This is a genomic window from Pseudomonas sp. NPDC087614 (genome assembly GCF_044743485.1).
In the GTDB taxonomy this organism is placed as follows: Bacteria; Pseudomonadota; Gammaproteobacteria; order Pseudomonadales; family Pseudomonadaceae; genus Aquipseudomonas; species Aquipseudomonas baetica_A.
In genome coordinates this window covers 42,408-65,321 of sequence record NZ_JBIUWN010000024.1, presented here as the reverse complement: position 1 = coordinate 65,321, position 22,914 = coordinate 42,408, and the positions used below count along the sequence as shown (strand labels likewise).

Annotated in this window: 19 protein-coding genes; 11 read left to right on the top strand and 8 right to left on the bottom strand. The window is 60.4% G+C overall.

The window, feature by feature from the left end:
• The first annotated feature begins 62 nt into the window (after window positions 1-62).
• From ACIOWA_RS12020 to ACIOWA_RS11990, 7 genes are all read left to right on the top strand, one after another.
• Window positions 63-488 carry a F0F1 ATP synthase subunit epsilon gene (locus tag ACIOWA_RS12020; RefSeq protein ID WP_339431434.1) on the top strand — a complete coding sequence of 142 codons (426 nt, stop codon included), beginning with the start codon at window positions 63-65 and terminating at the stop codon, window positions 486-488.
• A gap of 117 nt (window positions 489-605) precedes the next feature.
• The gene (gene glmU / locus ACIOWA_RS12015) at window positions 606-1,973 is read left to right on the top strand and encodes a bifunctional UDP-N-acetylglucosamine diphosphorylase/glucosamine-1-phosphate N-acetyltransferase GlmU (protein WP_401159966.1); all 1,368 of its coding nucleotides are present in this window, start codon (window positions 606-608) and stop codon (window positions 1,971-1,973) included.
• Between the two features lie 214 nt (window positions 1,974-2,187).
• Window positions 2,188-2,964 carry a DeoR family transcriptional regulator gene (locus ACIOWA_RS12010; RefSeq protein WP_339465120.1) on the top strand — a complete coding sequence of 259 codons (777 nt, stop codon included), beginning with the start codon at window positions 2,188-2,190 and terminating at the stop codon, window positions 2,962-2,964.
• A 2-nt stretch (window positions 2,965-2,966) separates the two neighbouring features.
• A complete protein-coding gene (gene glmS / locus ACIOWA_RS12005) occupies window positions 2,967-4,799 on the top strand; it encodes a glutamine--fructose-6-phosphate transaminase (isomerizing) (RefSeq protein ID WP_339494119.1) in 1,833 nt (610 codons plus the stop codon).
• A gap of 75 nt (window positions 4,800-4,874) precedes the next feature.
• Window positions 4,875-5,801 (top strand): LysR family transcriptional regulator, encoded by a 927-nt coding sequence (locus ACIOWA_RS12000; RefSeq protein ID WP_339431438.1) that lies wholly within the window; start codon window positions 4,875-4,877, stop codon window positions 5,799-5,801.
• A 104-nt stretch (window positions 5,802-5,905) separates the two neighbouring features.
• Entirely contained in the window at window positions 5,906-6,532 is a 627-nt protein-coding gene (locus ACIOWA_RS11995; protein ID WP_339494122.1) for a glutathione S-transferase, read from the top strand.
• A 45-nt stretch (window positions 6,533-6,577) separates the two neighbouring features.
• Complete coding sequence (locus tag ACIOWA_RS11990; RefSeq protein ID WP_401159963.1) at window positions 6,578-8,608, top strand: pyridoxamine 5'-phosphate oxidase family protein; 2,031 nt, start codon at window positions 6,578-6,580, stop codon at window positions 8,606-8,608.
• Window positions 8,609-8,654: 46 nt separating this feature from the next.
• Here ACIOWA_RS11990 and ACIOWA_RS11985 read toward each other — a convergent pair whose 3' ends face one another.
• From ACIOWA_RS11985 to ACIOWA_RS11950, 8 genes are read right to left on the bottom strand one after another with little or no spacing between them, the layout of a single operon-like run.
• The gene (locus tag ACIOWA_RS11985; protein WP_401159961.1) at window positions 8,655-9,785 is read right to left on the bottom strand and encodes a glycosyltransferase family 4 protein; all 1,131 of its coding nucleotides are present in this window, start codon (window positions 9,783-9,785) and stop codon (window positions 8,655-8,657) included.
• Entirely contained in the window at window positions 9,786-10,916 is a 1,131-nt protein-coding gene (locus tag ACIOWA_RS11980; protein ID WP_401159959.1) for a glycosyltransferase family 4 protein, read from the bottom strand. It abuts the gene before it with no gap.
• Window positions 10,900-12,267 (bottom strand): glycosyltransferase family 4 protein, encoded by a 1,368-nt coding sequence (locus tag ACIOWA_RS11975; protein WP_401159957.1) that lies wholly within the window; start codon window positions 12,265-12,267, stop codon window positions 10,900-10,902. Before ACIOWA_RS11975 ends, ACIOWA_RS11980 begins: the two co-directional genes overlap by 17 nt.
• A complete protein-coding gene (locus ACIOWA_RS11970) occupies window positions 12,264-13,517 on the bottom strand; it encodes an ABC transporter ATP-binding protein (protein WP_401159955.1) in 1,254 nt (417 codons plus the stop codon). Before ACIOWA_RS11970 ends, ACIOWA_RS11975 begins: the two co-directional genes overlap by 4 nt.
• Entirely contained in the window at window positions 13,517-14,314 is a 798-nt protein-coding gene (locus ACIOWA_RS11965) for an ABC transporter permease (RefSeq protein ID WP_339431445.1), read from the bottom strand. The genes ACIOWA_RS11970 and ACIOWA_RS11965 overlap by 1 nt, the downstream gene beginning before the upstream one ends.
• Window positions 14,315-15,757 carry a mannose-1-phosphate guanylyltransferase/mannose-6-phosphate isomerase gene (locus tag ACIOWA_RS11960; RefSeq protein WP_339431446.1) on the bottom strand — a complete coding sequence of 481 codons (1,443 nt, stop codon included), beginning with the start codon at window positions 15,755-15,757 and terminating at the stop codon, window positions 14,315-14,317.
• A gap of 3 nt (window positions 15,758-15,760) precedes the next feature.
• Window positions 15,761-16,732, bottom strand: coding sequence for a GDP-mannose 4,6-dehydratase (gene gmd / locus ACIOWA_RS11955; RefSeq protein WP_339431447.1), 972 nt, complete (start codon window positions 16,730-16,732; stop codon window positions 15,761-15,763).
• Window positions 16,729-17,643: a GDP-mannose 4,6-dehydratase gene (locus tag ACIOWA_RS11950; RefSeq protein WP_401159952.1), complete on the bottom strand. Its 915-nt coding sequence runs from the start codon at window positions 17,641-17,643 to the stop codon at window positions 16,729-16,731. Before ACIOWA_RS11950 ends, gmd begins: the two co-directional genes overlap by 4 nt.
• Window positions 17,644-18,070: 427 nt before the next feature.
• Here ACIOWA_RS11950 and ACIOWA_RS11945 point away from each other — a divergent pair, with 427 nt between their 5' ends.
• Genes ACIOWA_RS11945 through ACIOWA_RS11930 form a run of 4 tightly spaced genes read left to right on the top strand, consistent with a single transcriptional unit; the run spans window position 18,071 to window position 22,891 of the window.
• Window positions 18,071-19,636, top strand: coding sequence for a glycosyltransferase (locus ACIOWA_RS11945; protein WP_401159950.1), 1,566 nt, complete (start codon window positions 18,071-18,073; stop codon window positions 19,634-19,636).
• A complete protein-coding gene (locus ACIOWA_RS11940) occupies window positions 19,630-20,931 on the top strand; it encodes a glycosyltransferase (protein WP_339465127.1) in 1,302 nt (433 codons plus the stop codon). Before ACIOWA_RS11945 ends, ACIOWA_RS11940 begins: the two co-directional genes overlap by 7 nt.
• A complete protein-coding gene (locus ACIOWA_RS11935) occupies window positions 20,928-22,082 on the top strand; it encodes an acyltransferase family protein (RefSeq protein ID WP_401159948.1) in 1,155 nt (384 codons plus the stop codon). The genes ACIOWA_RS11940 and ACIOWA_RS11935 overlap by 4 nt, the downstream gene beginning before the upstream one ends.
• Window positions 22,076-22,891, top strand: coding sequence for a class I SAM-dependent methyltransferase (locus ACIOWA_RS11930; RefSeq protein WP_339431452.1), 816 nt, complete (start codon window positions 22,076-22,078; stop codon window positions 22,889-22,891). The genes ACIOWA_RS11935 and ACIOWA_RS11930 overlap by 7 nt, the downstream gene beginning before the upstream one ends.
• The last annotated feature ends 23 nt before the right edge of the window (window positions 22,892-22,914 follow it).

Genomic DNA, 22,914 nt, shown 5'->3' with positions numbered 1-22,914 from the left:
AAGCAAAGAAACTGTAATCCCGGCGCCCGGCAACGGGCGCTAATTTAGGTTGAGGCAAACAGATGGCTATGACAGTCCATTGCGATATCGTCAGCGCGGAAGGGGAAATCTTTTCCGGCCTGGTCGAGATGGTGATTGCGCACGGTGCACTGGGTGATCTTGGTATCGCTCTGGGTCACGCGCCGCTGATCACTAATCTCAAGCCGGGTCCAATCCGCCTGATCAAGCAAGGCGGGGAAGCCGAGGTGTTTTACATCTCCGGTGGTTTCCTCGAGGTTCAGCCGAACATGGTCAAGGTGCTTGCCGACACTGTGCAACGTGCTGCCGACCTGGATGAAGCCTCCGCTCAGCAAGCCGTCCAGGCTGCCGAGAAGGCGTTGCATGAACGTGGCGCGGAGTTCGACTACGGCGCCGCTGCTACACGTCTGGCCGAGGCTGCAGCTCAGCTGCGCACCGTCCAGCAGATCCGCAAGAAGTTTGGCGGTTAATCCGTCAGTCACTTGTTGTGCGATTGATAAAAAAGGGTAGCCTCGGCTACCCTTTTTTCTTTTCCGATTTTTACAACCCGGTCGCAGTTGCTGACCACCCAGGATTGGTAGCCAGTCATGTCTCTCGAAATTGTTATCCTCGCGGCCGGTCAAGGCACTCGTATGCGTTCGGCGTTGCCGAAGGTCTTGCACCCGATTGCCGGCAATTCCATGTTGGGCCATGTTATCCACAGTGCCCGGCAACTTGATCCACAACGTATCCATGTAGTCATTGGCCACGGTGCCGATGTGGTACGTGAACGTCTGGCCGCTGATGATCTGAATTTCGTGCTGCAGGACAAGCAACTGGGCACCGGCCATGCGACCGCTCAGGCAGTGCCTTTCATTACTGCCGACACCGTGCTGATTCTTTACGGTGATGTGCCGCTGATTGAAGTCGAGACCTTGCAACGCCTGCTCAAGCACGTCGTTCCAGGCCAGATGGGTTTGCTGACCGTCGAGCTGGACGATCCGACGGGCTATGGCCGCATCGTGCGCGACGCCGATGGCAAAGTCGCCGCCATCGTCGAGCACAAAGATGCCAGTCAAGCCCAACGTGCAATCACCGAAGGCAACACCGGCATTCTCGCCGTGCCAGCCAATCGTCTGGCCGACTGGATGAGCCGCCTGTCGAACAACAACGCGCAGGGCGAGTATTACCTGACGGACGTGATCGAAATGGCGGTCAACGACGGTCTGGTGGTGGCCACGGAACAGCCGCACGATCCGATGGAAGTGCAGGGCGCCAACGACCGCAAGCAACTGTCCGAACTGGAGCGTCATTACCAGTTGCGCGCCGGTCGCCGCCTGATGACGCAGGGCGTTACCCTGCGTGACCCGGCACGTTTTGATGTGCGCGGCGAGGTGACCGTCGGTCGCGACGTACTGATCGATATCAACGTGATTCTCGAAGGCAACGTCGTTATTGAAGATGACGTGGTGATTGGCCCGAATTGCGTGATCAAGGACAGTACGCTGCGCAAAGGCGTGATCGTCAAAGCCAACAGCCACATCGAAGGCGCCGTTCTCGGTGAAGGCAGCGATGCCGGCCCGTTTGCTCGCCTGCGTCCAGGCACTGTGCTGGAGGCCCGTGCCCATGTGGGTAACTTCGTTGAACTGAAAAACGCCCGTATGGGTGAGGGCGCCAAGGCTGGACATCTGACCTACCTGGGCGACGCCGAAATCGGTGCTCGCACCAACATAGGTGCCGGCACGATTACCTGTAACTACGATGGCGCCAACAAGTGGAAAACCGTGTTGGGCGAAGATGTGTTCATTGGTTCGAACAACTCATTGGTCGCACCTGTGGATATCTCCAGCGGTGCAACCACAGCGGCCGGTTCGACCATTACTCAAAATGTGGATAACGCGCAGTTGGCTGTTGGCCGTGCGCGGCAAAAGAACATCGATGGCTGGAAACGGCCGGAGAAGATCAAGAAGAGCTGAGTTATCCACAATGTTGTTCCATGTGGGAGCGGGCTTGCTCGCGAACGCGGTGCATCAGGCACACAATCAGTGACTGATACGCCGCGTTCGCGAGCAAGCCCGCTCCCATTTTGGTTTGTGGCGCTCTCAAAAAAGTCGGCCCGCCGCTTGACGACCTTTCAGCAATAGGTTTTGATTGGTTCCGTTATCTTTCGAAACGAAACATAAAATCACCATGTCGAAACGCAACACACCCCAACGCCGCCACAACATACTGGCCTTGCTCAACGAGCAGGGCGAAGTGAGTGTGGATGAACTGGCCAAGCGCTTCGAAACTTCCGAAGTTACGATTCGCAAGGATCTCGCCGCGCTGGAAAGTCACGGTCTGTTGCTGCGTCGCTACGGCGGGGCGATCACCATGCCCCAGGAACTGGTCGCGGAAACTGCTCAGAGCGTTTCCAGATACAAGCAGGCGATTGCGCGTGCAGCGGTAAAACGAATCCGTGAACACGCACGCATCATCATCGACAGTGGCAGCACCACCGCCGCTATGATTCCCGAACTCGGCCAACAGCCGGGTCTGGTGGTGATGACCAACTCGCTGCACGTCGCCAACGCCTTGAGCGAACTCGAACACGAGCCCGTGCTGCTGATGACCGGCGGCACCTGGGATCCGCATTCGGAATCCTTTCAGGGCCAGGTGGCCGAGCAGGTACTACGCTCTTACGACTTCGATCAGTTGTTCATTGGTGCCGACGGCATCGACCTGGTGCGCGGCACCACCACGTTTAATGAGCTGCTGGGTTTGAGCCGGGTGATGGCTGAAGTCGCGCGCGAAGTGATCGTGATGGTCGAGGCCGACAAGATCGGCCGAAAGATTCCCAACCTGGAGCTGCCATGGAGCAGTGTCCATACCCTCATTACCGATGATCGCCTGCCCCATGAGGCCCGCGATCAGATTCAGGCCCGCGGCATCACTTTGATTTGCGCGGCTGTCAGTCAGGAGAAATAAGCATGTGTGGAATTGTCGGCGCAGTGGCTGAACGTAATATCACTGCCATCCTGCTCGAAGGCCTCAAGCGCCTCGAATACCGTGGCTATGACAGCGCAGGTGTAGCGGTCTACACCAACGACGAAACCCTGGAGCGCATGCGCCGCCCGGGCAAAGTCAGCGAACTCGAAACCGCGTTGGCCGAGCATCCACTGATCGGCCGTCTCGGAATTGCCCACACCCGTTGGGCAACCCACGGCGCACCGTGTGAACGCAACGCCCACCCGCATTTCTCCGGTGATATCGCGGTGGTGCACAACGGCATCATCGAAAACCACGAAGCTCTGCGTGAACAACTCAAAGCGCTGGGTTACGTGTTTACTTCGGACACCGACACTGAAGTCATTGCCCACCTGCTCAGCGAAAAGCTCAAGGAGCAACCTGACCTGACCGTCGCCCTCAAAGCCACTGTTAAAGAACTGCACGGTGCTTACGGTCTGGCAGTGATCAATGCCAAGCAACCGGATTGTCTGGTCGCCGCCCGCAGTGGCAGTCCACTGGTGATCGGCCTGGGGCTGGGCGAGAACTTCCTCGCTTCCGATCAACTGGCGTTGCGCCAGGTCACAGACCGCTTCATGTACCTGGAAGAGGGCGATATCGCCGAAATTCGTCGTGATAACGTGCAGATCTGGGATGTTCAGGGCAACGCCGTCGAGCGCCAGACCGTGCAGTACAGCGACGGTGCCGAAGCAGCGGACAAGGGTGAGTTCCGTCACTACATGCTCAAGGAAATCCACGAGCAGCCGACCGTTGTTCAGCGCACCCTCGAAGGTCGTCTGAGCAATGATCAAGTGCTGGTACAGGCATTCGGCCCGCAAGCGGCCGAACTGTTCGCCAAAGTACGCAATGTGCAGATCGTGGCCTGCGGCACCAGTTACCACGCTGGTATGGTTGCGCGTTACTGGCTCGAAGAACTGGCTGGTATCCCTTGCCAGGTCGAAGTCGCCAGCGAGTTCCGCTACCGCAAAGTGGTGGTGCAGCCAGATACCTTGTTTGTCACGATCTCGCAGTCCGGCGAAACCGCCGACACCCTGGCCGCGCTGCGCAACGCCAAAGAGCTGGGCTTTCTCGCCAGCCTGGCGATCTGCAACGTCGGCATCAGTTCGCTGGTACGCGAATCCGACCTGACCCTGCTGACCCAGGCCGGGCGCGAAATCGGTGTCGCCTCGACCAAAGCCTTCACCACGCAATTGGTCGGTCTGTTGCTGCTGACCCTTTCGCTGGGCCAAGTGCGCGGCACGCTGGCCAAAGGCATTGAAGCCACGCTGGTGGAAGAACTGCGTCGCCTGCCAACCCGCCTGGGCGAAGCCCTGGCGATGGACAGCACGGTCGAGAAAGTCGCCGAACTGTTCGCCGAGAAGAACCATACCTTGTTCCTCGGTCGCGGTGCGCAATTCCCGGTCGCGATGGAAGGCGCCTTGAAACTCAAGGAGATCTCCTACATCCACGCCGAAGCCTATCCAGCCGGAGAGCTGAAGCACGGCCCGCTCGCGCTTGTGGATAACGACATGCCGGTGGTCACCGTAGCGCCGAACAACGAACTGCTGGAGAAGCTTAAGTCCAACCTGCAGGAAGTGCGTGCGCGTGGTGGCGAACTGGTCGTGTTCGCCGACGAAAAAGCCGGGATGACCAACGGCGAAGGCACCCACGTCGTGCAGATGCCGCACATCCACGACATCCTGTCGCCAATCCTCTACACCATTCCGCTACAACTGCTGTCGTACTACGTTGCTGTGCTCAAGGGCACGGACGTGGATCAGCCGCGTAACCTGGCGAAGTCGGTAACGGTGGAATAAGTTATCCACAGCTGAGTTCGACCCAAAAAAATCGCAGCTTCGGCTGCGATTTTTGTATCTGATTCGAGGGTATCCATGGATCGCTTCCAGGAAATGCAAGTCTTTGCCGCCGTCGCCAAGGAGCAGGGCTTTGCCGCCGCCGCACGGCATCTGGGCCTGTCCGCCGCCAGCGTCACCCGTGCTGTGGCCGCACTGGAGCAGCGCATCGGTACGCAATTGCTGATTCGAACCACGCGCAGCGTGCATTTGAGCGAGGCGGGGCAACGTTATCTGGAGGACTGTCGCAGAATTCTCGCCGAGGTGCAGGAAGCCGAGGATTCGGCTGCCGGCAGTCACGCCCAGCCCCGTGGGCAATTGACGGTGACGGCGCCGGTGTTGTTTGGCGAGTTGTTTGTCACGCCGGTGATGGCCGGTTATCTGGCGCAGTATCCGGACGTTTCGATCAATGCCCTGTTGCTCGATCGGGTGGTGAGCATGGTTGAGGAGGGTATCGATGTCGCGGTGCGCATCGGTGAACTGGCGGACAGCAATCAGCATGCGATTCGCGTGGGCGAGGTTCGGCGGGTGGTTTGCGGTTCGCCGCAATACCTGGCCGATCACGGCCGCCCCACGCATCCTCAGGCGTTGGCCGGTTTGCCCGTGGTGGCGACTTCGGCCACCGGCCAGATACGCACCTGGCCGTTTCTCGAACAGGGCGAACCATTGATCGTGCGCCCGGAGCCGCGTCTGGTAGTCACCGCCAATCAGGCTGCGATCACGGCCGCGTGTCTGGGACTGGGGCTGACCCGGGTGCTTTCCTATCAAGTGGCGAACAAGGTCGCGGCCGGCGAACTGGAAATCGTCCTCGCTGACTTCGAACTGCCGCCGCTGCCGATTCATGTGGTGTATCAGGGCGGGCGCAAGGCGCCGGCGCGGGTGCGCAGTTTTGTTGATTTCACGGTAAATGCTCTGCGTGAGCATCCGGGGCTGAAAAATGCCGCTTTATTGCATGAGAAGAAATAATCGATTGCAAATGCTGGTGATTCTGTTGCTTCAAGGATAGGTAGAAGATGGCCTCCATCAGCGCTGCCACCCTTGGGCGGTGCGATCATCCAGCGGAGTCGACCATGCAACCGATCAAACTCTACAACTTCCCTCGTTCCGGCCACGCCCACCGGGTTGAGCTGATGCTATCGCTGTTGCAACTGCCGACCGAACTGATCTTCGTCGATCTGGCCAAAGGCGAGCACAAACAGCCGGCGTATCTGGCGATCAACAGTTTCGGTCAGGTACCGGCCATTGATGACAATGGCGTGGTGTTGGCTGATTCCAACGCGATTCTGGTGTATCTGGCGCAGAAATATGGCAATGGCCGCTGGCTGCCAAGCGATCCGCTGGGCGCCGCACGGGTGCAGCGCTGGTTGTCGGCAGCCGCCGGGCCAATCGCCTTTGGCCCGGCGGCAGCACGGTTGATCACGGTGTTCGGGGCGAAACTCAATGCTGAAGAAGTGATTACCCGTGCGCACAACCTGCTCAAGGTGATGGAAGTCGAACTGGGCAACACACCGTATCTGGCGGGCAGCGAGCCGACCATCGCCGACGTGTCGGCCTACAGCTACATTGCCCACGCGCCGGAAGGCAACGTGTCGCTGGATGACTATGGCAACGTGCGCGCCTGGCTGGCTCGGGTCGAAGCACTGCCCGGTTTTGTCGGCATGCCGCGCACCGTCGCCGGTCTGCAAACCGCAGTCTGATGCTCATCATCCACACTGCGCCGCAGGGGCAGAGGAGAGGTCGTGATGGAACGTTCACCTTGGCACGCGGGCGAGCGGCAACTGCAAGAGCATGTGGGGGTGGCCGAGCGCATGGAAGCATTCGGGCGTAAGGTCATTCGTACCTGGATGCCGGACCAGCACCGTGAGTTCTATCAGCAATTGCCGTTCATGTTGTACGGCGCAGTGGATGCCGAGGGGCGTCCTTGGGCCAGCGTGCTGGAAGGTGCGCCGGGGTTCGCCCATTCGCCCGATCCGCAGCGCCTTCAATTTGCCAGCCTGCCCGCCGATGATGATCCGGCGCCGATTCGTCATGGAGAGCCGGTCGGTTTGCTCGGCATCGAGTTGCACACCCGTCGGCGCAACCGGCTCAATGGTCATGTCACTAATCTTGAGGCGAGCGGTTTCGACGTGACGGTGGATCAGGCCTTCGGCAACTGCCCGCAGTACATTCAGTTGCGCCAGTTTCAGCGGGTGCCGCTGACTGATCCCGCGTCGCGGCCGGCGCGGCATCTGGATGCGCTGGACGACGCGGGCGCCGCGTTGATCGCCAGCGCCGACACGTTCTTTATCGCCAGTTACGTCGATGTCGATGGCCAGCGATCAGTGGACGTTTCCCACCGTGGCGGTCAGGCCGGTTTCGTACGCGTAGAAGGCAATCGCCTGACCATCCCGGATTTTGCCGGCAACCTGCACTTCAACACCCTCGGCAATCTGCTGCTCAACCCCAAGGCTGGCTTGCTGTTCATCGACTTTTCCACAGGCGATTTGCTGCACCTGAGCGGCCGTACGGAAATCGTCCTCGATGGGCCACAGATCGAGGCTTTCCAGGGGGCCGAACGGCTGTGGACATTTGATGTGGAAAAACTGGTGCGGCGCCCGGCAGCGCTGGCCTTGCGCTGGCGCTTCGATGGCATGTCGCCCACCAGTCTGCTGACCGGCAACTGGGCCGAGGCCGATGCCCGTTTGCAGGCACAGGCGTTGGGTAACCGTTGGCGGCCGCTGCGGGTGGCGAAGATCGAGGCAGAAAGTCGCAACATCCGCTCCATTTACCTGGAGCCGGACGATGGCGCCGGTTTTCCGGTGTTTCTCGCGGGTCAGCATCTACCGCTGCGTTTTACTCTCGATGGCGAGGTGCACATCCGCACTTACAGCCTGTCGAGTGCGCCGTCGGATGGTTTTTACCGGATCAGTGTGAAGCGCGAAGGCCGCGTGTCGAGCCATTTGCATGAGCAGATCCAGGTGGGTGACGTGTTGGAGGCGCGAGCGCCGCAAGGGCATTTCACCGTGGCGCCGCTGGAACGCCGGCCGCTGGTGCTGTTGGCGGCCGGGGTCGGCATTACGCCGCTGCTGTCGATGCTGCGCGAAGTGGTTTATCAAGGTTTGCGCACGCGCAGGATTCGTCCGACGTGGTTGCTGCAGAGTTCGCGCAGCCTGGCCGATCAACCGTTTCGCAAGGAACTGGACCGTTTGTTGGACAGTGCGGGCGATGCGGTGCGGGTTCTGCGTTTGCTCAGTCAGCCGGAAGAGGATGCACACGAAGGTGAAGATTTTGACCTGCACGGGCGCATCGATGACGCGGTGCTGAGGAATCTGCTGGCGGTCGAGGATTACGATCAGATCGACTTTGTTCTGTGTGGCCCCGGCGCTTTCACCCAAGGTCTGTACGACAGCTTGCGCGAACTGGACGTGCGCGATGCACAGATCCACGCCGAGACTTTCGGCCCTTCGACCCTTAAGCGGCGTGCCGATGCGGACGCCATCACGATTGAGCAGCCCCCGGCCGCCACCACCTCCGTGCCCGTGGTGTTCGAACGCTCGGCCAAGGAGGCCCGTTGGCAACCGGACGGTGGCAGTTTGCTGGAGCTGGCGGAAAGTCGTGGATTGCATCCGGAATTCAGTTGCCGTGGTGGTTCGTGCGGTACCTGCAAGACCCGGTTGGTCAGCGGTGCGGTGAATTATCCACAGCCCCCCGCCGATATCCCGGAAGAGGGACAGGTGCTGATTTGCTGTGCGGTGCCGGCGCAGAGCGAGCAACCGCTGGTGCTGGATCTTTAAACCCGATCCTCCATTCGCCACCGAGGAGACATGTTTCAAGCGAAAGTCAGGCGTAGGACAGCGATTTTTCTTCCAGCAGTTCCTGATAAAGCGCTGTCCACTTGCGGCCCATTTCATCGGCTGTGAATAACTGCCGGTAACGGGCCTGCGCCTTCACTCCCATCTCTGCAGCGCGCAGCGGGTTTTCCCACAGGGTGCGCATCGCCTCGCGAAATGCCTGTGGATGACTTGGCGGCACCACCAGTCCCGTCTCGTTGTGGATATTGATGTAGCTGGTGCCGGTGCCGATCTCGCTGGAGATCATCGGTTTGCCGTACATCGCGCCTTCCAGCAGCGAGATGCCGAACGCTTCGGAGCGCAGGTGCGACGGGAAGACAATCGCGTAGCTCAATTGCAGCAGTGCGACCTTGTCCTCATCCCCAAGGCGTCCGAGGAAATGAATGTTACGCAGCCCCAGCGCTGCTGCCTGGGCGTGCAGTGCCTGCTCCAGCGGCCCGGCGCCGACGATGACCACCGGATAGTCCACATCTTTCATGGCGTCGAGCAGGATGTGCAGGCCTTTGTAATAGCGCATCACTCCAACAAAGAGGAAAAACTTATCCCCAAGCTTTTGCCGCCAGTGGTTCATCCGCTCACTTTCCGCCTGTGGATAACCTGCTTTGTTCAAGCCGTAGGGAATCACCCGGGTCTTGTCCTGAAACTGCTGCAGGACATCGCTGGTGTGCAGGTAATTGGGCGAGGCCGCGACAATGCGGTCGGCACTGGCGAGGAAGCGGTTCATCAGTGGCCGGTAGAGTTTGAGCAGGTGTTTTTGACGAATGATGTCCGAGTGGTAGGTGACGACGCTGGGTTTCTTGATGGCGCTGGCGAAATGCACCAGGTCCATGAACGGCCACGGGAAGTGGTAATTGACCACGTCCGCCTCGGCGGCCATTTCGCGAAACTGCTTGAACACGCTCCAGGAAAACCCGGTTGAGGCGAACTGGATGTCGAGTTTGGCGCGGTGCACTTCGTGCTGACCCAGTTGCACCACCGGCGGATTCGGGTCGGCACTGAGCGTCAGCACCTGGCCGTCGACACCGTGTTGGGCACCACTTTCGCACAGCTGGAAGATCACTTGCTCGATGCCGCCGACCGAATCAGGCAGGTACGTCTTGAAAAAATGAAGAACTCGCATTCAACCTCCCATGGCCTGGCGGTAGGCACCGGCCGTAGCCTGTGCACAACGTTCCCAGGAAAAAAGCCGTGACTGCTGTAATCCGGCTTCTCGGCATGCCTGCCAATGTGCTTGATCGTCGATCAGTCGGCTCATCACGTCACGCAAGCCGTCTGCATCGTCAGCTTCAATATAGTTGCCGGCAGCGCCCGCCACTTCCGGCATCGCCGAAGCGCGGGTGACCACCACCGGCGTGCCGCTGGCCATCGCTTCCAGCACAGGAAGGCCGAAGCCTTCGTACCGCGACGGAAAAATCAGCGCACGGGCGCCGGCCAACAATTGCGCGACTTGTTCATCGGGCAGATAACCGAGCAGGCACACATGCCCGCTGGCCAGTGCCTGACGCAGTTCGTCGCTGAACTGTTCACGCTGCCAGCCGGCCATGCCGACGATCAGCAGCGGAAAACGTTCACGCACGGCGTTCGGCAGCAGGGCATGGGCGCGCAGAGCCAGGCTCAGGTTTTTGCGCGGCTCAAGAGTGCCGACACACAGGAAGTATTCACGCACCTCGACCGCATGGGCCTTGAGCACGGCGTCGAGGGTGTGCACCTCACGCGGATGGAAACGCTCGCAGACACCCAGCGGCGCCACGATAAAACGCTCGGCCGGCAGCCCGAGATGCTCCTGGGCTTCGTCGGCAATGGCCTGCGAGTCGGTCAGAATCAGCCGCGCTTGCTGTATGCCAGCCGCCAGTCGCCGTTCGATTTCCTTGAGTCGCGCGGGCGGCTGAGTGTCGGGAAAATGCAGGTGCGTCAGGTCGTGCAGCGTGATCACGGTCGGACCGTCGAAGGTCAGGGGCCACAGGCTCGGCTCGTGATACAGGTCGATGCCTTGGGTGCGGCCCTGATCGAAGCGTTTTTGTTCCAGCCAGCGGCGCGCCTGATAAGCCCCGGGAATCTGCCGCAGCAGTGGCGTCAACCGCGAATAGCCGGGCATGGCCGCTTCCGGCAGCGCTGAACTCCAGCCCCAGCCGTGAAACAACGTCACTTCAACATCGGGTTCGTTGCGCAAGGCGTTGACCAGTTCGGCGACGTAATGGCCGATACCGGTGCGCGGCGCCTGGAGAATCCGTGCGTTAAGGGCAATGCGCATGTTGCCTCGCTTGCGCCGCTGGCGCCTGCTGCACATTGCGCACGCTGCGTTCGGCCAGTTGCGCGCTGGCTTCGCGCCAGCCGATCCATTGCCAATCGGCCACGTCGCGGGCGGCGGGGAACTGTCCGCTGCGCTGGAAGGTGTTGATCAGGTCGGCGAGGCTTTGCGGTTCCTGCAGATCGAAGTACGCCATGAACTCGCCGCCTATTTCGCGGAACACCGCAATGTCACTGCCCATCGCCGGCAAGCCGCGCTGCATGGCTTCCACCAGTGGCAGGCCGAAGCCTTCAACGAACGAGGGGAACACCAATGCACTGGCGTGGGCGTAAGCGTGTTCCAGGCTGGTGTCGTTCAGGTCGTTGAACATGAACAGTCGCCGGTTCAACTCGGGATGATTGCGCACCCGGGCGAGCAGGGCGTCGCACTTCCAGCCAATGCGCCCGGCAATGCACAGCCGCGCGGTCGAGCCGGTGGCCCAGGCGCGGTCGAAGGCGTCGAGCAGGTATTCGTGGTTCTTGCGCGGTTCGATGGTGCTGACCATCAAAAACACCGGCTCAGGATTGGCGAACAGCCGTTGCAGGGACGGGGCCACGGTGGCCTTGGCGCTGTGCAGATCCAGTTCGGAACCGAGGTGGAAGTAATCGAACCAGTGTTTGTCGGTGCGTTCTGCACCGATCCGGCGCTGTAGTTCTTCGCGCACTTGATCGCGCACGGTGGCGGAAATTGCCATGTAGCCGTCGGCCGTTCGGGTGATCCAGTCGAACCACTCACTGAAAACCCGCACCAGCCGCGTGTCGTAGAACTGCGGATGGGTCAGGGGGATCAGGTCGTAGATCACCGCAATGATCCCGACGCCCTCGCGTTTGAGCCGTTCTACAGCCATGAAAAAATCCGAATGCCAGGACGAATCCAGTAGCACCAGTTGGTCGCCGGTCTGATGCTGCAAGGGTGAACAGCGTTTTGGCAGTTGGGTCCGATTGATCGCCCCGATAAAACGTAACGGCAGGCCAAATACACCGAAGGCCGTCAAGCGATACGAGACATACAGTGAGCGTCGCGCCAGTTTTGCTGTGCACTGGGCGTCGAGTCGTTGATGCCATTGCCCGAACCGATGGGCCATGCGTTCCAGGCGTTCGCCGAAACTGGCCAAGGCGTTGAACAGCGGGGTGTCCAGAGGTGCCAGGTGCTGTACGCGATAGAGTTGGCCGCGCAGCACAATGACTGGCACGCATTCGACGCCCTCGGCACTCGAAGGCAATTGCTTGATGACGTTGCGCACCACCCGCTGGATGCCCGAGTTGACCTTCGGGTGTTTGAACACATGGGTGCATTCCACCAGCAAGCGGGTCATGGCGCGCGCTCGGCAAGTCTGGCTTCGGTATGAGGGGTAATCGTGGTTTGGGCGTTGAGCCACGAACAGCCGACGAAATCTTCCTGACGATTGTTGATGACGTGAAATACCAGGCCGTAGTCCCGCCATTCGAAGTTGCGATCCAGATGAGAGTCCAGACGCGACAGGCTCAGCGACACCGAATAGTTGCCCTTGCCCAGGCCCATGATGAACGCAAAGCGGTAGGTGAAGCGTTCGCCGGCACGCAGATCGGTCAGTGCCTTGTCCTGGCGATGGGTGTTGATGCCGTACATCATCTGGCCCAGACGATCCTTGAGGATAAAGCCCAGCACCAACCGCTCAATGTCCTTGCGCACCTCAACCTGGACTTCCAGCACCACCGGTTGACCGACTTCGGCGGCGTCGATGCTGTGATCCTGTTCATCCAGTAAGCGCACGCCAAGAATGGCCGCTTCACCGGTACCTGACACGGTCTGCACTTCGCCGCCGGCGAGCATTTCCTGACGCACGACCTGGCCTTCGCGCTCGGCCATCAGCGCGTTGTAATAATCGAGCACCACTTCCGGTTTGTCGTACATGGCCATGCGGCCATCCTTGAGCAGGATCGCCGAGTCGCAGATCGATTGAATGGCTGAGCGATCGTGAGACACGATCAACAGGGTGGTGCCGGCCTTGCGAAAGCTGCGAATGCGCTCGAAGCTCTTGTGCTGGAAGTAGGCGTCACCCACGGACAGCGCTTCGTCGACGATCAGGATGTCCGGTCGGCGGGCGGTGGCGACGCTGAACGCCAGGCGCATCTGCATGCCGCTGGAGTAGGTACGCACCGGGTGGTCGATGGCCTCGCCAATCTCGGCGAAGTACTCGATTTCAGGCATCAGCGCTTCGATTTCTTCAAGCTGCATGCCCAGCAACTGCCCCGCCATGATCGCGTTCTGGCGACCGGTAAAGTCGGCGTGAAAGCCCATGCCCAGTTCCAGCAATGCCGCCACCCGGCCTTCGATTTTGATCTTGCCCCCGGTGGGTTGCGTGGTGCCGGTGATCATCTTCAACAAGGTACTTTTGCCGGCACCGTTGGCGCCGACAATGCCCACCGCTTCGCCGGGTGCGATCTCGAATTCGACATCTCGCAGCACCCAGTGCTGATGATGGCGCAGAGGCGAGAACGGAATCAGCCACTCGGCCAGGCGCGCCCAGCGGTTGGGGTATTGCTTGTAGGCCTTGCTCAGGCCGGTCACACGGATATGCCCCATCAGAGTTCATCCACCATTTCGCCGACGCGCTGGCGGAACAGCCGCAGGCCGATGACACATAGCAACGCGCCCGCGACGAAGATCGGCAGCAGCGAACTCCAGACCGGCCACTGCCCGTAAAGGAACAGATTCTGATAGCTGGCAATCAGGTTGGTCAGCGGGTTGAGCTGCAACAGACGCTGAACCCATTCCGGAAGGATGCTGATCGGGTACACGATCGGTGTGAGCCAGAACCAGAATTGCAGGCAGATCGCGAAGAGCTGGCCGACATCACGAAAGAACACGTTGAGTACGCCAAGCACCATTCCCAGGCCGGCACAGAACATCATTTGCAGGAGGATCAGCGGCAACAGCGCCAGCAAGGCCATGCCCGGCCAGCGCCCGGAGACCAGCAGAAAGCCCAGAAACAGACCGATGATGATCGCGAAGTTGATCCCGGCATTGATCAGCACGATCACTGGCAGGCAGATCCGCGGGAAGCTGATTTTCTTCAGCAGGTTGGCGTTGTCCAGAAACATGGTCTGGCTGCGCAGGGTGATTTCCGAAAACAGTCCCCACGCCAGGAGCCCGGCGCAGAGGTAGACGCTGTAGGCCATGCTGTCGTCCACACCCGGCAGTCGCGCGCGCATGATGTGGGAAAAGATCACGGTGTAGACGACGATCATCGACAACGGGTTGAAGATCGGCCACAACGCACCGAACAGCGAATTGCGATAGCGCGCTTGAAACTCTCGCTTGACGCTACCGAGGATGAATCCGCGGTAGCTGTGCAGCGAGCGGTACAGGGAAAGCAGCATTCAAACCGTCCTGCCGTAGTGGTCTTCGAAGCGAACGATGTCGTCCTCTCCCAGGTATTCGCCGCTTTGCACTTCGATGATCACCAGATCGATCACCCCGGGATTTTCCAGGCGATGGCGGTGGCCGGCGGCAATGAACGTCGATTCGTTCTTGGCCACCAGCGTCGTGCCGGAGCCATTATTGGTGACCTTGGCCATGCCTTCGACCACCACCCAGTGCTCGTTGCGGTGATGGTGCATTTGCAGGGACAGCTTGCCGCCGGGTTTGACCACGATGCGTTTGATCTTGAAGCGCGGGCCTTCCTCGAGGACGGTGTAGGTGCCCCACGGACGGCTGACCGTACGGTGCAGGCGATAGGCTTCGTGGGATTTGTCCTTGAGCTGCTTGGCGACGCGCCGCACATCCTGTGCACGGTCGGCGTGGGCGATCAGCACGGCATCGGCGGTGTCGACCACAATAAGGTTATCCACCCCCACGGCGGCGACCAGTCGGCCCTCGCTCTGGACGAAGTTGTTGTGGCTGTCGATGAAGATTGCCTCGCCGCTGGCGCGGTTGTTGTCGGCATCGGCCGGGACCAGCGCCGCGACGGCGCCCCACGAACCGATGTCGCTCCAGTCGAAACCGGCAGGCACGACCACGACTTTTTCCGAGCGCTCCATCAACGCGTAGTCGATGGAGATGTCGGTGATTTCAGCGAACAGCGCAGGCGACAGTTCCTGTTGCAGGCAGCCGACGGTCTCCACCGGGACGCTGGCGGCCATGCAGGCGCGGGTCTGCTCCAGCAGTTGCGGCGCGTGCAGTTGCAGCTCGGCGATCACCGCAGCGGTGGTGAAGCAGAACATGCCGGAGTTCCACAGGAAGTTGCCGCTCTCCAGGTAATGCGTAGCGGTTTGCAGGTCGGGTTTCTCGACGAAACGCTGCACTTTGGCCGCGCCTTTGGCGTCCAGTGGCGCACCGGTTTCGATATAGCCGAAGCCGGTTTCCGGTGCGGTCGGCAGCACGCCGAAGGTCACCAGGTAACCGTCCTTCGCCAGATTCACCGCGTGCTCGACGGCCGTCTTGAGCGCGTCCTGATTGACGATCAAATGGTCGGCCGGCATTACCACCATGATCGCCTCGTCGCCATGCAACGCTTGCAGCGACAGGGCGGCGGCTGCGATGGCCGGGGCCGTGTTGCGCCCGGTCGGCTCCAGCAGAAAGTGCCCGCGATGGCGCGACACGTGGGCGGCGCCATAGTGGTCTTTGCTCTGGAAGTAGTACTCGCGGTTGGTCACCGTGACGATGTCACCCCAGCCGTCCAGCAACGCCGCTGCACGCTGATAGGTCTTGCCCAGCAGCGACTGGCCGTCGGGCAGGGTCATGAACGGCTTGGGATGGCCCTCGCGGGACACCGGCCACAAACGGGTACCGGCACCGCCGGACAGAATCACGGGGATCAGCATGGCCTACTCCTTGGCGACGCGTTTCATGTCCGCATCCATCATCATGCGGATCAGGGTGTCCAGATCGGTTTTCGGCTTCCAGCCCAGCACGCGCTGAGCCTTGGCCGGGTTGCCGAGCAGCACTTCGACTTCGGCCGGGCGGAAAAACGCCGGGTCGATCTTCACGTAATCGCGGTAGTTGAGGCCGACGTGATCGAAGGCGATGCGGCACATTTCACGCACCGTGGTGGTGACGCCAGTGGCGACCACGAAATCGTCAGGCTTGTCCTGTTGCAGCATCAGCCACATGGCCTCGACGTAGTCGCCGGCAAACCCCCAGTCGCGTTTGGCGTCGATGTTGCCCAGCGCCAGCGCCTGCTGTTTGCCCTGCTTGATGCGGGCGGCAGCGTCAGTGACCTTGCGGGTAACAAACTCGATGCCGCGCAGCGGTGATTCGTGGTTGAAGAGGATGCCGCTGCTGGCGTGCAGATTGAAACTTTCGCGGTAGTTGACGGTGATCCAGTGGCCATACAGTTTGGCCACGCCGTAAGGACTGCGCGGGTAGAACGGCGTGTTCTCGTCCTGCTGTTCAGCCTGGATCAGCCCGAACATTTCGCTGGTCGATGCCTGATAGAAGCGGGTGTGCGGGCTGAACTGGCGGATCGCTTCGAGCAGATGCGTGACGCCGAGGCCATCGACAATGCCGGTGGTCACCGGTTGATCCCAGGAGGCCGCGACAAAACTCTGTGCGGCGAGGTTGTAGATTTCGTCTGGCGCCGATTTGATAACCGCACGCTGCACCGAGCAGGCATCGGCCATGTCACCGTCCAGATAGACGATGTCGGCTTCGACGCCCATCTCGCGCAAGCGCCAGCGCGAATCGCTGCTGCGGCGCGCCACGAAGCCGTAAACCTTGTAGCCCTTGTCGAGCAGCAACTTGGCCAGATACGCGCCGTCCTGTCCGGTGATCCCTGTGATCAATGCACTTTTTGTCATTCTTGTCGTACTCGCGTCTCCCAGTCGGACAGGATCGCCCGCAGGGATTGTTGTGTTGTGATGACTGGCGACCATCCGGTGGTTTTGGCCAGTTTTGCGTGGCTGCCGCAAACGCGGCGCTGATCGGCGCGACGCATGCGCGCCGGGTCCTGAACCAGTTGCATCTGGACTTCGGCCAGATCGCCCAACTGTTCGATGAGGCTGCGAATGCTTTGCTCGCGCCCTGAGCAGATGTTGTAAACCTGCCCCGGCTGGCCTTTTTCCAGCAGGGCGAAATAGGCCGATACGACGTCGCCGACATCAAGGAAATCACGCGTCACGTCGATATCGCCGACTTCCAGTTGCGGGGCTTGCAGGCCTTGTTTGATGCGATTGATCTGGCGTGCAGCGCTGGCGATGACGAAGCTGTCTTTCTGCCCGGTGCCGATGTGGTTGAACGGGCGCGCCACCAGCACCGGCCAGTGTTCGCTCAAGCCCCATTGCAGGCTGAGGAACTCCGCCGAGAGTTTGCTCACGGCGTAAGGGTTGCGCGGGCAGGGGGGGTGTTGCTCGGTAATCGGCAGATCGCTTTCGCCCACCTGGCCGTAGACGTCGCCGGAACTGACATACAGAAAAGTGCCTGCGAAGCCACGAGCCTTGAGCGCCTGCAGCAGGTTGAGGGTGCCGAAAACATTGATTTCGAGGGTGCGGGCCGGATCGCGAAACGCTTCGGGGACGAAGGTCTGGCCGGCCAGATGAATCACCGCATCGGGCATTTGCGGCCACAGGTCGACAAGGCTGTTCGCATTCGTGAGGTCGTAGGGCGATGCGGCAGGCAGCAGCTCCCACGATGAATCGGGCAAAGCCAGACGTGACTGAATATGTTGTCCCACGAATCCACTGAGACCCGTGATGAACAGACGCTTTTTCAAACAGCGACCCCTTGGTCTTGAACTTGCGCCACTTTCCTACAGGCTTTGTTGGAAGGTCTGTCAGACCGGAGGAAAAACCGGCAAGACGACAGGCGAAGTCTGTTGTTGTAGTTGTTTGGCACCAATCTGTGCCAATTGAGCAGCAATTTCAACTGGCCAAACCGTGACCGGTCAGTTCTCGTTAGCGTAGCTGGATTTATTCTCGCCGGGCGGTTCCCGGACCCGCGATGGATGTGTTTAGAATGCCCCTCGTCGCCATCTCCCAAGGTTCGCCAGAGGGGGTGCGCAACTGAGTGAAACCGACCACTAAAACAAGAACGAAGACGTGCTGGATGACGAAGGACAAGTCTCGGTGATGCCGACTTGATCCAACGCCTGGTCGTCATAGCATGAAGCGGCCAGGACGGCAGTTTCATCGTGGGATGCCATGAATTTCATTCTCTACTCGGACGTCAACGACAGCTCCATCAGCCAGAGCCTCGGGCGTCCTGAATACAGCTACTACTTCGTGCTCAAGGCTTATCGCCCGGTGCTGGAAAGCCTTGGGCGCGTGCATGTGGTGTCGTCCACTGCCGACGTCGATGCGCTTTATCGGCAACGGCTCGCCGCCGGCGAAGACAGCGTTTTCCTGTCATTCACCCCGCCACAGAAAACCCCGGTCGATCTGCAATGCCCGACGATTTGCGTGGTCGCGTGGGAGTTCGATTCGATCCCCGATGAGTCGTGGGACAACGATCCGCGACAGGACTGGACGCAGATGCTCGCTCGTCAGGGGCGGGTCATCACCCTGTCGAGCCATACTGCCCGGGCCATTCGCCGGGCCATGGGCGAAAACTTTCCGGTGTTGGTGTTGCCGACACCGCTGTGGGAGCAGTACGCGCAGGTTCGTCAGCAGCATGTCCCTGTGCCAGTCAATCCGGGTGCAACGCTGGCGATCAAGGGCTGCATTTTCGATACGCGCACACTCGAACTGTCTGCCGATGCGTTGATCCCCAAACCACTGACGCCTGAGGAGCAAGCCGCGCTTGAAGCCGCCCGCCCGCCACCGCTGACCTTCAAGCGGCGCTTGGTCATCGCCCGGCATTACCTGCGGCTGTGGGCGCTAGACCAGGGGCGCGAGCAAGCAGAGCCGGTGCCTCGGGTGAAGTTTCTGCACAACTGGTATTGGGAAGGCATTCGCGACCTGGTCTCGGACAACCTTCACGGCTGGCTCGAACAGCGCTTTGCGGTGGTCTGCGGCCCGCAAGCGGTGCCCGTGGATGAACCGCTGCCGGTGGATTTGCCGGACACCACATCAGTGGTCCAGACCCATGTCGACGGTGTGGTCTACGTCAGCGTGTTCAACCCCAAGGATGGTCGCAAGAACTGGCATCATCTGGTCACCGCGTTCTGCTGGGCCTTTCGCCAAACGAGCGACGCGACACTGGTGTTGAAGATCACCCAGAACGATCTGGCGTCCTACTACAACGAGTTGATGACGTTGCTCGCCCAGCTCACGCCGTTCGCCTGCCGGGTGGTAGTGATGCACGGCTATCTGGACGATGCGCAGTACGCCGGGCTCTACAAGGCTGCCAGTTTTTACGTCAACGCCTCACGCTGCGAAGGTTTGTGCCTGCCATTGATGGAGTTCATGTCCAGCGGCAAACCGGTGATCGCACCGGATCATACGGCCATGGAAGACTACATCGATGACGCGGTAGCGTTTGTGGTCAAGTCCAGCGAAGAGCTGACCATCTGGCCACAGGACACGCGCATCATTTACCGCACTCTGCGTTACCGCCCTGATTGGGGATCGCTGAAAAACGCTTACGAACAGAGCTACCGGATGGCCAGGACACAGCCGCAGGATTATCAGCGCATGTCTGCTGCTGCAGTGCAACGCATGCACGATTACTGTGCCTTCGCCCCGGTGCAAAAACGCATGGCGGATTTTTTCGGGCCGGTAGCGCCAGTCGCCGATGCTGCGACAGTGACGGATAACGCCTCATGCTGATCATCATTCATTCGGAAACCAACCAGCACACCATCGCGCAAAATCTCGGGCGTTCGGAGTACAGCTATTACTTCGTGCTCAAGGAATACCGTCCGGTGCTTGAACGGCTTGGACGGGTGGTGGAGGTTGCCGATCCGCCGCGTGAAGTCGACGCGCTCTATCGCGAGTGCCTGGGCCGTGGCGAACCTTGCGTGTTCCTTTCGTTTTCCCCGCCCCACCGCACGCCGGTGCAACTGGCCTGTCCGACCCTGCCGGTGTTTGCCTGGGAGTTCAGCACCATCCCCAACGAAGCGTTTGCCGATGAACCGCGCAACGACTGGCGTACCGTGCTGCACGCCTGCGGGGCGGCGATCACTCACTCCAGTTATACGGTCAACGCGGTGCGCGAAGCGATGGGCGCGGCTTACCCTATCGTCGCGGTGCCGGCGCCAGTCTGGGATCGTTTCGCGGCGCGGGGTGCGCCGTTGCAGCGGCATCCTGAGGGTCAATCGTTTCGCTTGAAGATCAAAGGTCTGGTGGTCGACAGCCGCGTACTTGATCTGAATGCGTTCGGGCCCAAACCTTTGCGCCGCGGCAAAGGCATTGATTTTGCCGCGCCGGTTACCGAGCAGGAGCTGGTGCTCGACGGTGTGGTGTATACCTCGGTGTTCAATCCAGGCGATGGCCGCAAGAACTGGGAAGACATGCTCAGCGCTTTCTGCGTGAGTTTTCGCGACGTCGACGACGCCACCCTGGTGCTCAAACTCACCCACCACGATGCCAAAGAAGCACTCAGCGACATCCTCCATCACCTGTACAAAAATCAGTCTTATCGCTGCCGCATCGTGCTGATCTACGGTTACCTTGCCGATCCCGACTACGAGCGACTGGTGCAGGCGACCCGCTATGTCGTGAATACCTCCTACGGCGAAGGCCAGTGCCTGCCGCTGATGGAGTTCATGTCGTGTGGCAAACCGGCGGTGGCCCCGCGTACCACGGCGATGATCGATTACCTGAGTGCCGATAATGCGTTCCTGATCGAATCCACCGACGAACTCACGGCCTGGCCTCACGATCCGCGCAAGGCGTTCCGCACGCTGCGTTACGTGACTAACTGGGCGTCACTGTGCCAAGCCTATAAAGCCAGTTATGACGTGGCGAAAAACGATCCGGCACGCTATGCACAGATGTCGGCGCAAGCCGTCAGCAGCCTGCAAGGGTTTTGCAGTCAGGCGGTGGCCGAGCAGCGTTTGCAGGTCTTTCTTGCGCAGTTGTTCGAGCGCTGCGCTGGCGTCGCGCAAGCTCCTGAATCATGAACAGCAAACGGATCATGGACATTGAGGTCCTGCGCGCCATCGCCGTGCTCGGGGTGCTGTTTCATCACTTACAGGGCAGCCTGTTCACTGATCCGGTGCCGTTGCTGGAAAAAATCCATGGCTGGGCGCAACCGTGGTGGGGCGTCGATCTCTTTTTTGCCATCTCCGGATTCGTCATAGCCCGTAGCCTGATTCCGGCGCTGCGGGTCTGCACGACCCGTCAGGAATACTGGGTACAGACACGGAATTTCTGGCTGCGCCGTGCCTTTCGCTTATTGCCTTCAGCCTGGCTGTGGCTGGCACTGATGCTGCTGGCGTGCGTTTTTCTCAATCGCTCGGGGGCGTTCGGTACGCTGTACGCCAACCTGCAAGCGACGCTGGCTGGGGTGCTGCAATACGCCAACCTGCGCTTTGCCGACAGCTTCTTTCATTACGAATACGGCAGCAGTTTCGTCTACTGGAGCCTGTCGCTGGAGGAGCAGTTCTACTTGCTGTTCCCGCTGCTGATTGTGCTCTGTCGTAAACATCTGGTGTGGGCATTGCTGGCGCTGGTCGCCGTGCAGCTTTTCACGCTGCGCACCCCGCTGCTGATGGTGGTGCGTACCGACGCCCTGGCCTTGGGCGTCTTGTTGGCGATGTGGAGCGCACAGCCGAGTTATCAGCGCTGGGAACCGACATTTCTGCGCAAGCCCTGGGCGGGAATTTGCGCGCTGCTGGTAATCAGTTTGTTGCTGAGCTTCATGGCCACCGATCGCTTCACGTTTGCCAATTACCGCATCGGTTCGATCGCTGTGCTCGGCGCGCTGCTGGTGTGGATCGCCTCGTACAACCGTGATTACCTGATGCCTGTCGGGGGCGTGCAGCGCTCTCTGGCATGGGTCGGCAGCCGTTCCTACGGGATCTATCTGATCCATATTCCGGCCTATCAACTGGTGCGTGAGCTGATCTTCCGTTTGCAGAGCGCTGGCCTGCCGAGTCCCGCGGGACACCCGGTCATCACGCTGTTGCTGGCGTTCGGCCTGATCGCGCTGCTCAGTGAACTCAATTACCGTTTCATTGAAATGCCCATGCGCAACCGTGGCGCAGCGTTCGTCAAACGCCTCGGTACCTCGCGAACCGCCGTCTCATCCACTGGAGCCACCTCATGCTGAGCCTTTTCAAGAAACTGACGGCGTCGACGCCTGCACCGGCCCCTGTTGCGGCCGCCGAGAAGACCGACCCGTACATGCTCGGCCTGCACGATGCAATGCTCAGCGGCTGGTTCAATCAGGAAACCGGCGAGCTGTTCAAGGGCTTTGCGGTGACGGCCGATGACACGCTGTTGGACGTCGGTTGTGGTGACGGCGGCAACGTGCATTTCTGTGGCATGCGCGGGGCGAAGATCATCATCGCCGACATTGACGGCGCCAAGGTCGAGGCCACCCGTCAGCGCCTGAGCGACACCCCGGCACGCGACATCGAATGCCACGTCACTGACTGCAACCCGCTACCGATTGCCGACGCCACGGCAACCCGCGTGGTGTCGACTGAAGTCATCGAGCACGTCGACGACCCTGCGCAGTTTCTTGCGGAGCTGGTGCGCGTCGGCAAGCCGGGCGCGCTGTACCTGTTGAGCGTGCCGCACCCAAGCTCCGAAGACCTGCAAAAAGACATCGCCGCCGCAGAGTATTTCCAGAAGCCCAATCACATCCGCATCATCAGCGAAGCGCAATTCAAGGCGATGGTCAGCGAGGCGGGGCTGGAAGTCATCAGCCACAGCCAGTACGGCTTTTACTGGTCGATGTGGATGTTGTTGTTCTGGGAGGCCAAAGTCGACTTCGGTAACCCGGATCATCCGTTGCTCAACCACTGGGCCGACACCTGGCAAGCGGTGCTGGACTCGCCACGAGGGGCACAAATCAAGCAGGCACTGGATGCGGTGGTGGCCAAAAGTCAGGTGATCATTGCCCGCAAGCCTTGAACCTTTTGACGCAGGGTTTTGTG

Bases quoted from the DNA above. Each gene is read 5' to 3' on its own strand.
- ACIOWA_RS12020 (WP_339431434.1), top strand. From the start codon at position 63: ATGGCTATGACAGTCCATTGCGATATCGTCAGCGCGGAAGGGGAAATC.
- glmU (WP_401159966.1), top strand. From the start codon at position 606: ATGTCTCTCGAAATTGTTATCCTCGCGGCCGGTCAAGGCACTCGTATG.
- ACIOWA_RS12010 (WP_339465120.1), top strand. From the start codon at position 2,188: ATGTCGAAACGCAACACACCCCAACGCCGCCACAACATACTGGCCTTG.
- glmS (WP_339494119.1), top strand. From the start codon at position 2,967: ATGTGTGGAATTGTCGGCGCAGTGGCTGAACGTAATATCACTGCCATC.
- ACIOWA_RS12000 (WP_339431438.1), top strand. From the start codon at position 4,875: ATGGATCGCTTCCAGGAAATGCAAGTCTTTGCCGCCGTCGCCAAGGAG.
- ACIOWA_RS11995 (WP_339494122.1), top strand. From the start codon at position 5,906: ATGCAACCGATCAAACTCTACAACTTCCCTCGTTCCGGCCACGCCCAC.
- ACIOWA_RS11990 (WP_401159963.1), top strand. From the start codon at position 6,578: ATGGAACGTTCACCTTGGCACGCGGGCGAGCGGCAACTGCAAGAGCAT.
- ACIOWA_RS11985 (WP_401159961.1), bottom strand. From the start codon at position 9,785: ATGCGAGTTCTTCATTTTTTCAAGACGTACCTGCCTGATTCGGTCGGC.
- ACIOWA_RS11980 (WP_401159959.1), bottom strand. From the start codon at position 10,916: ATGCGCATTGCCCTTAACGCACGGATTCTCCAGGCGCCGCGCACCGGT.
- ACIOWA_RS11975 (WP_401159957.1), bottom strand. From the start codon at position 12,267: ATGACCCGCTTGCTGGTGGAATGCACCCATGTGTTCAAACACCCGAAG.
- ACIOWA_RS11970 (WP_401159955.1), bottom strand. From the start codon at position 13,517: ATGGGGCATATCCGTGTGACCGGCCTGAGCAAGGCCTACAAGCAATAC.
- ACIOWA_RS11965 (WP_339431445.1), bottom strand. From the start codon at position 14,314: ATGCTGCTTTCCCTGTACCGCTCGCTGCACAGCTACCGCGGATTCATC.
- ACIOWA_RS11960 (WP_339431446.1), bottom strand. From the start codon at position 15,757: ATGCTGATCCCCGTGATTCTGTCCGGCGGTGCCGGTACCCGTTTGTGG.
- gmd (WP_339431447.1), bottom strand. From the start codon at position 16,732: ATGACAAAAAGTGCATTGATCACAGGGATCACCGGACAGGACGGCGCG.
- ACIOWA_RS11945 (WP_401159950.1), top strand. From the start codon at position 18,071: ATGAATTTCATTCTCTACTCGGACGTCAACGACAGCTCCATCAGCCAG.
- ACIOWA_RS11940 (WP_339465127.1), top strand. From the start codon at position 19,630: ATGCTGATCATCATTCATTCGGAAACCAACCAGCACACCATCGCGCAA.
- ACIOWA_RS11935 (WP_401159948.1), top strand. From the start codon at position 20,928: ATGAACAGCAAACGGATCATGGACATTGAGGTCCTGCGCGCCATCGCC.
- ACIOWA_RS11930 (WP_339431452.1), top strand. From the start codon at position 22,076: ATGCTGAGCCTTTTCAAGAAACTGACGGCGTCGACGCCTGCACCGGCC.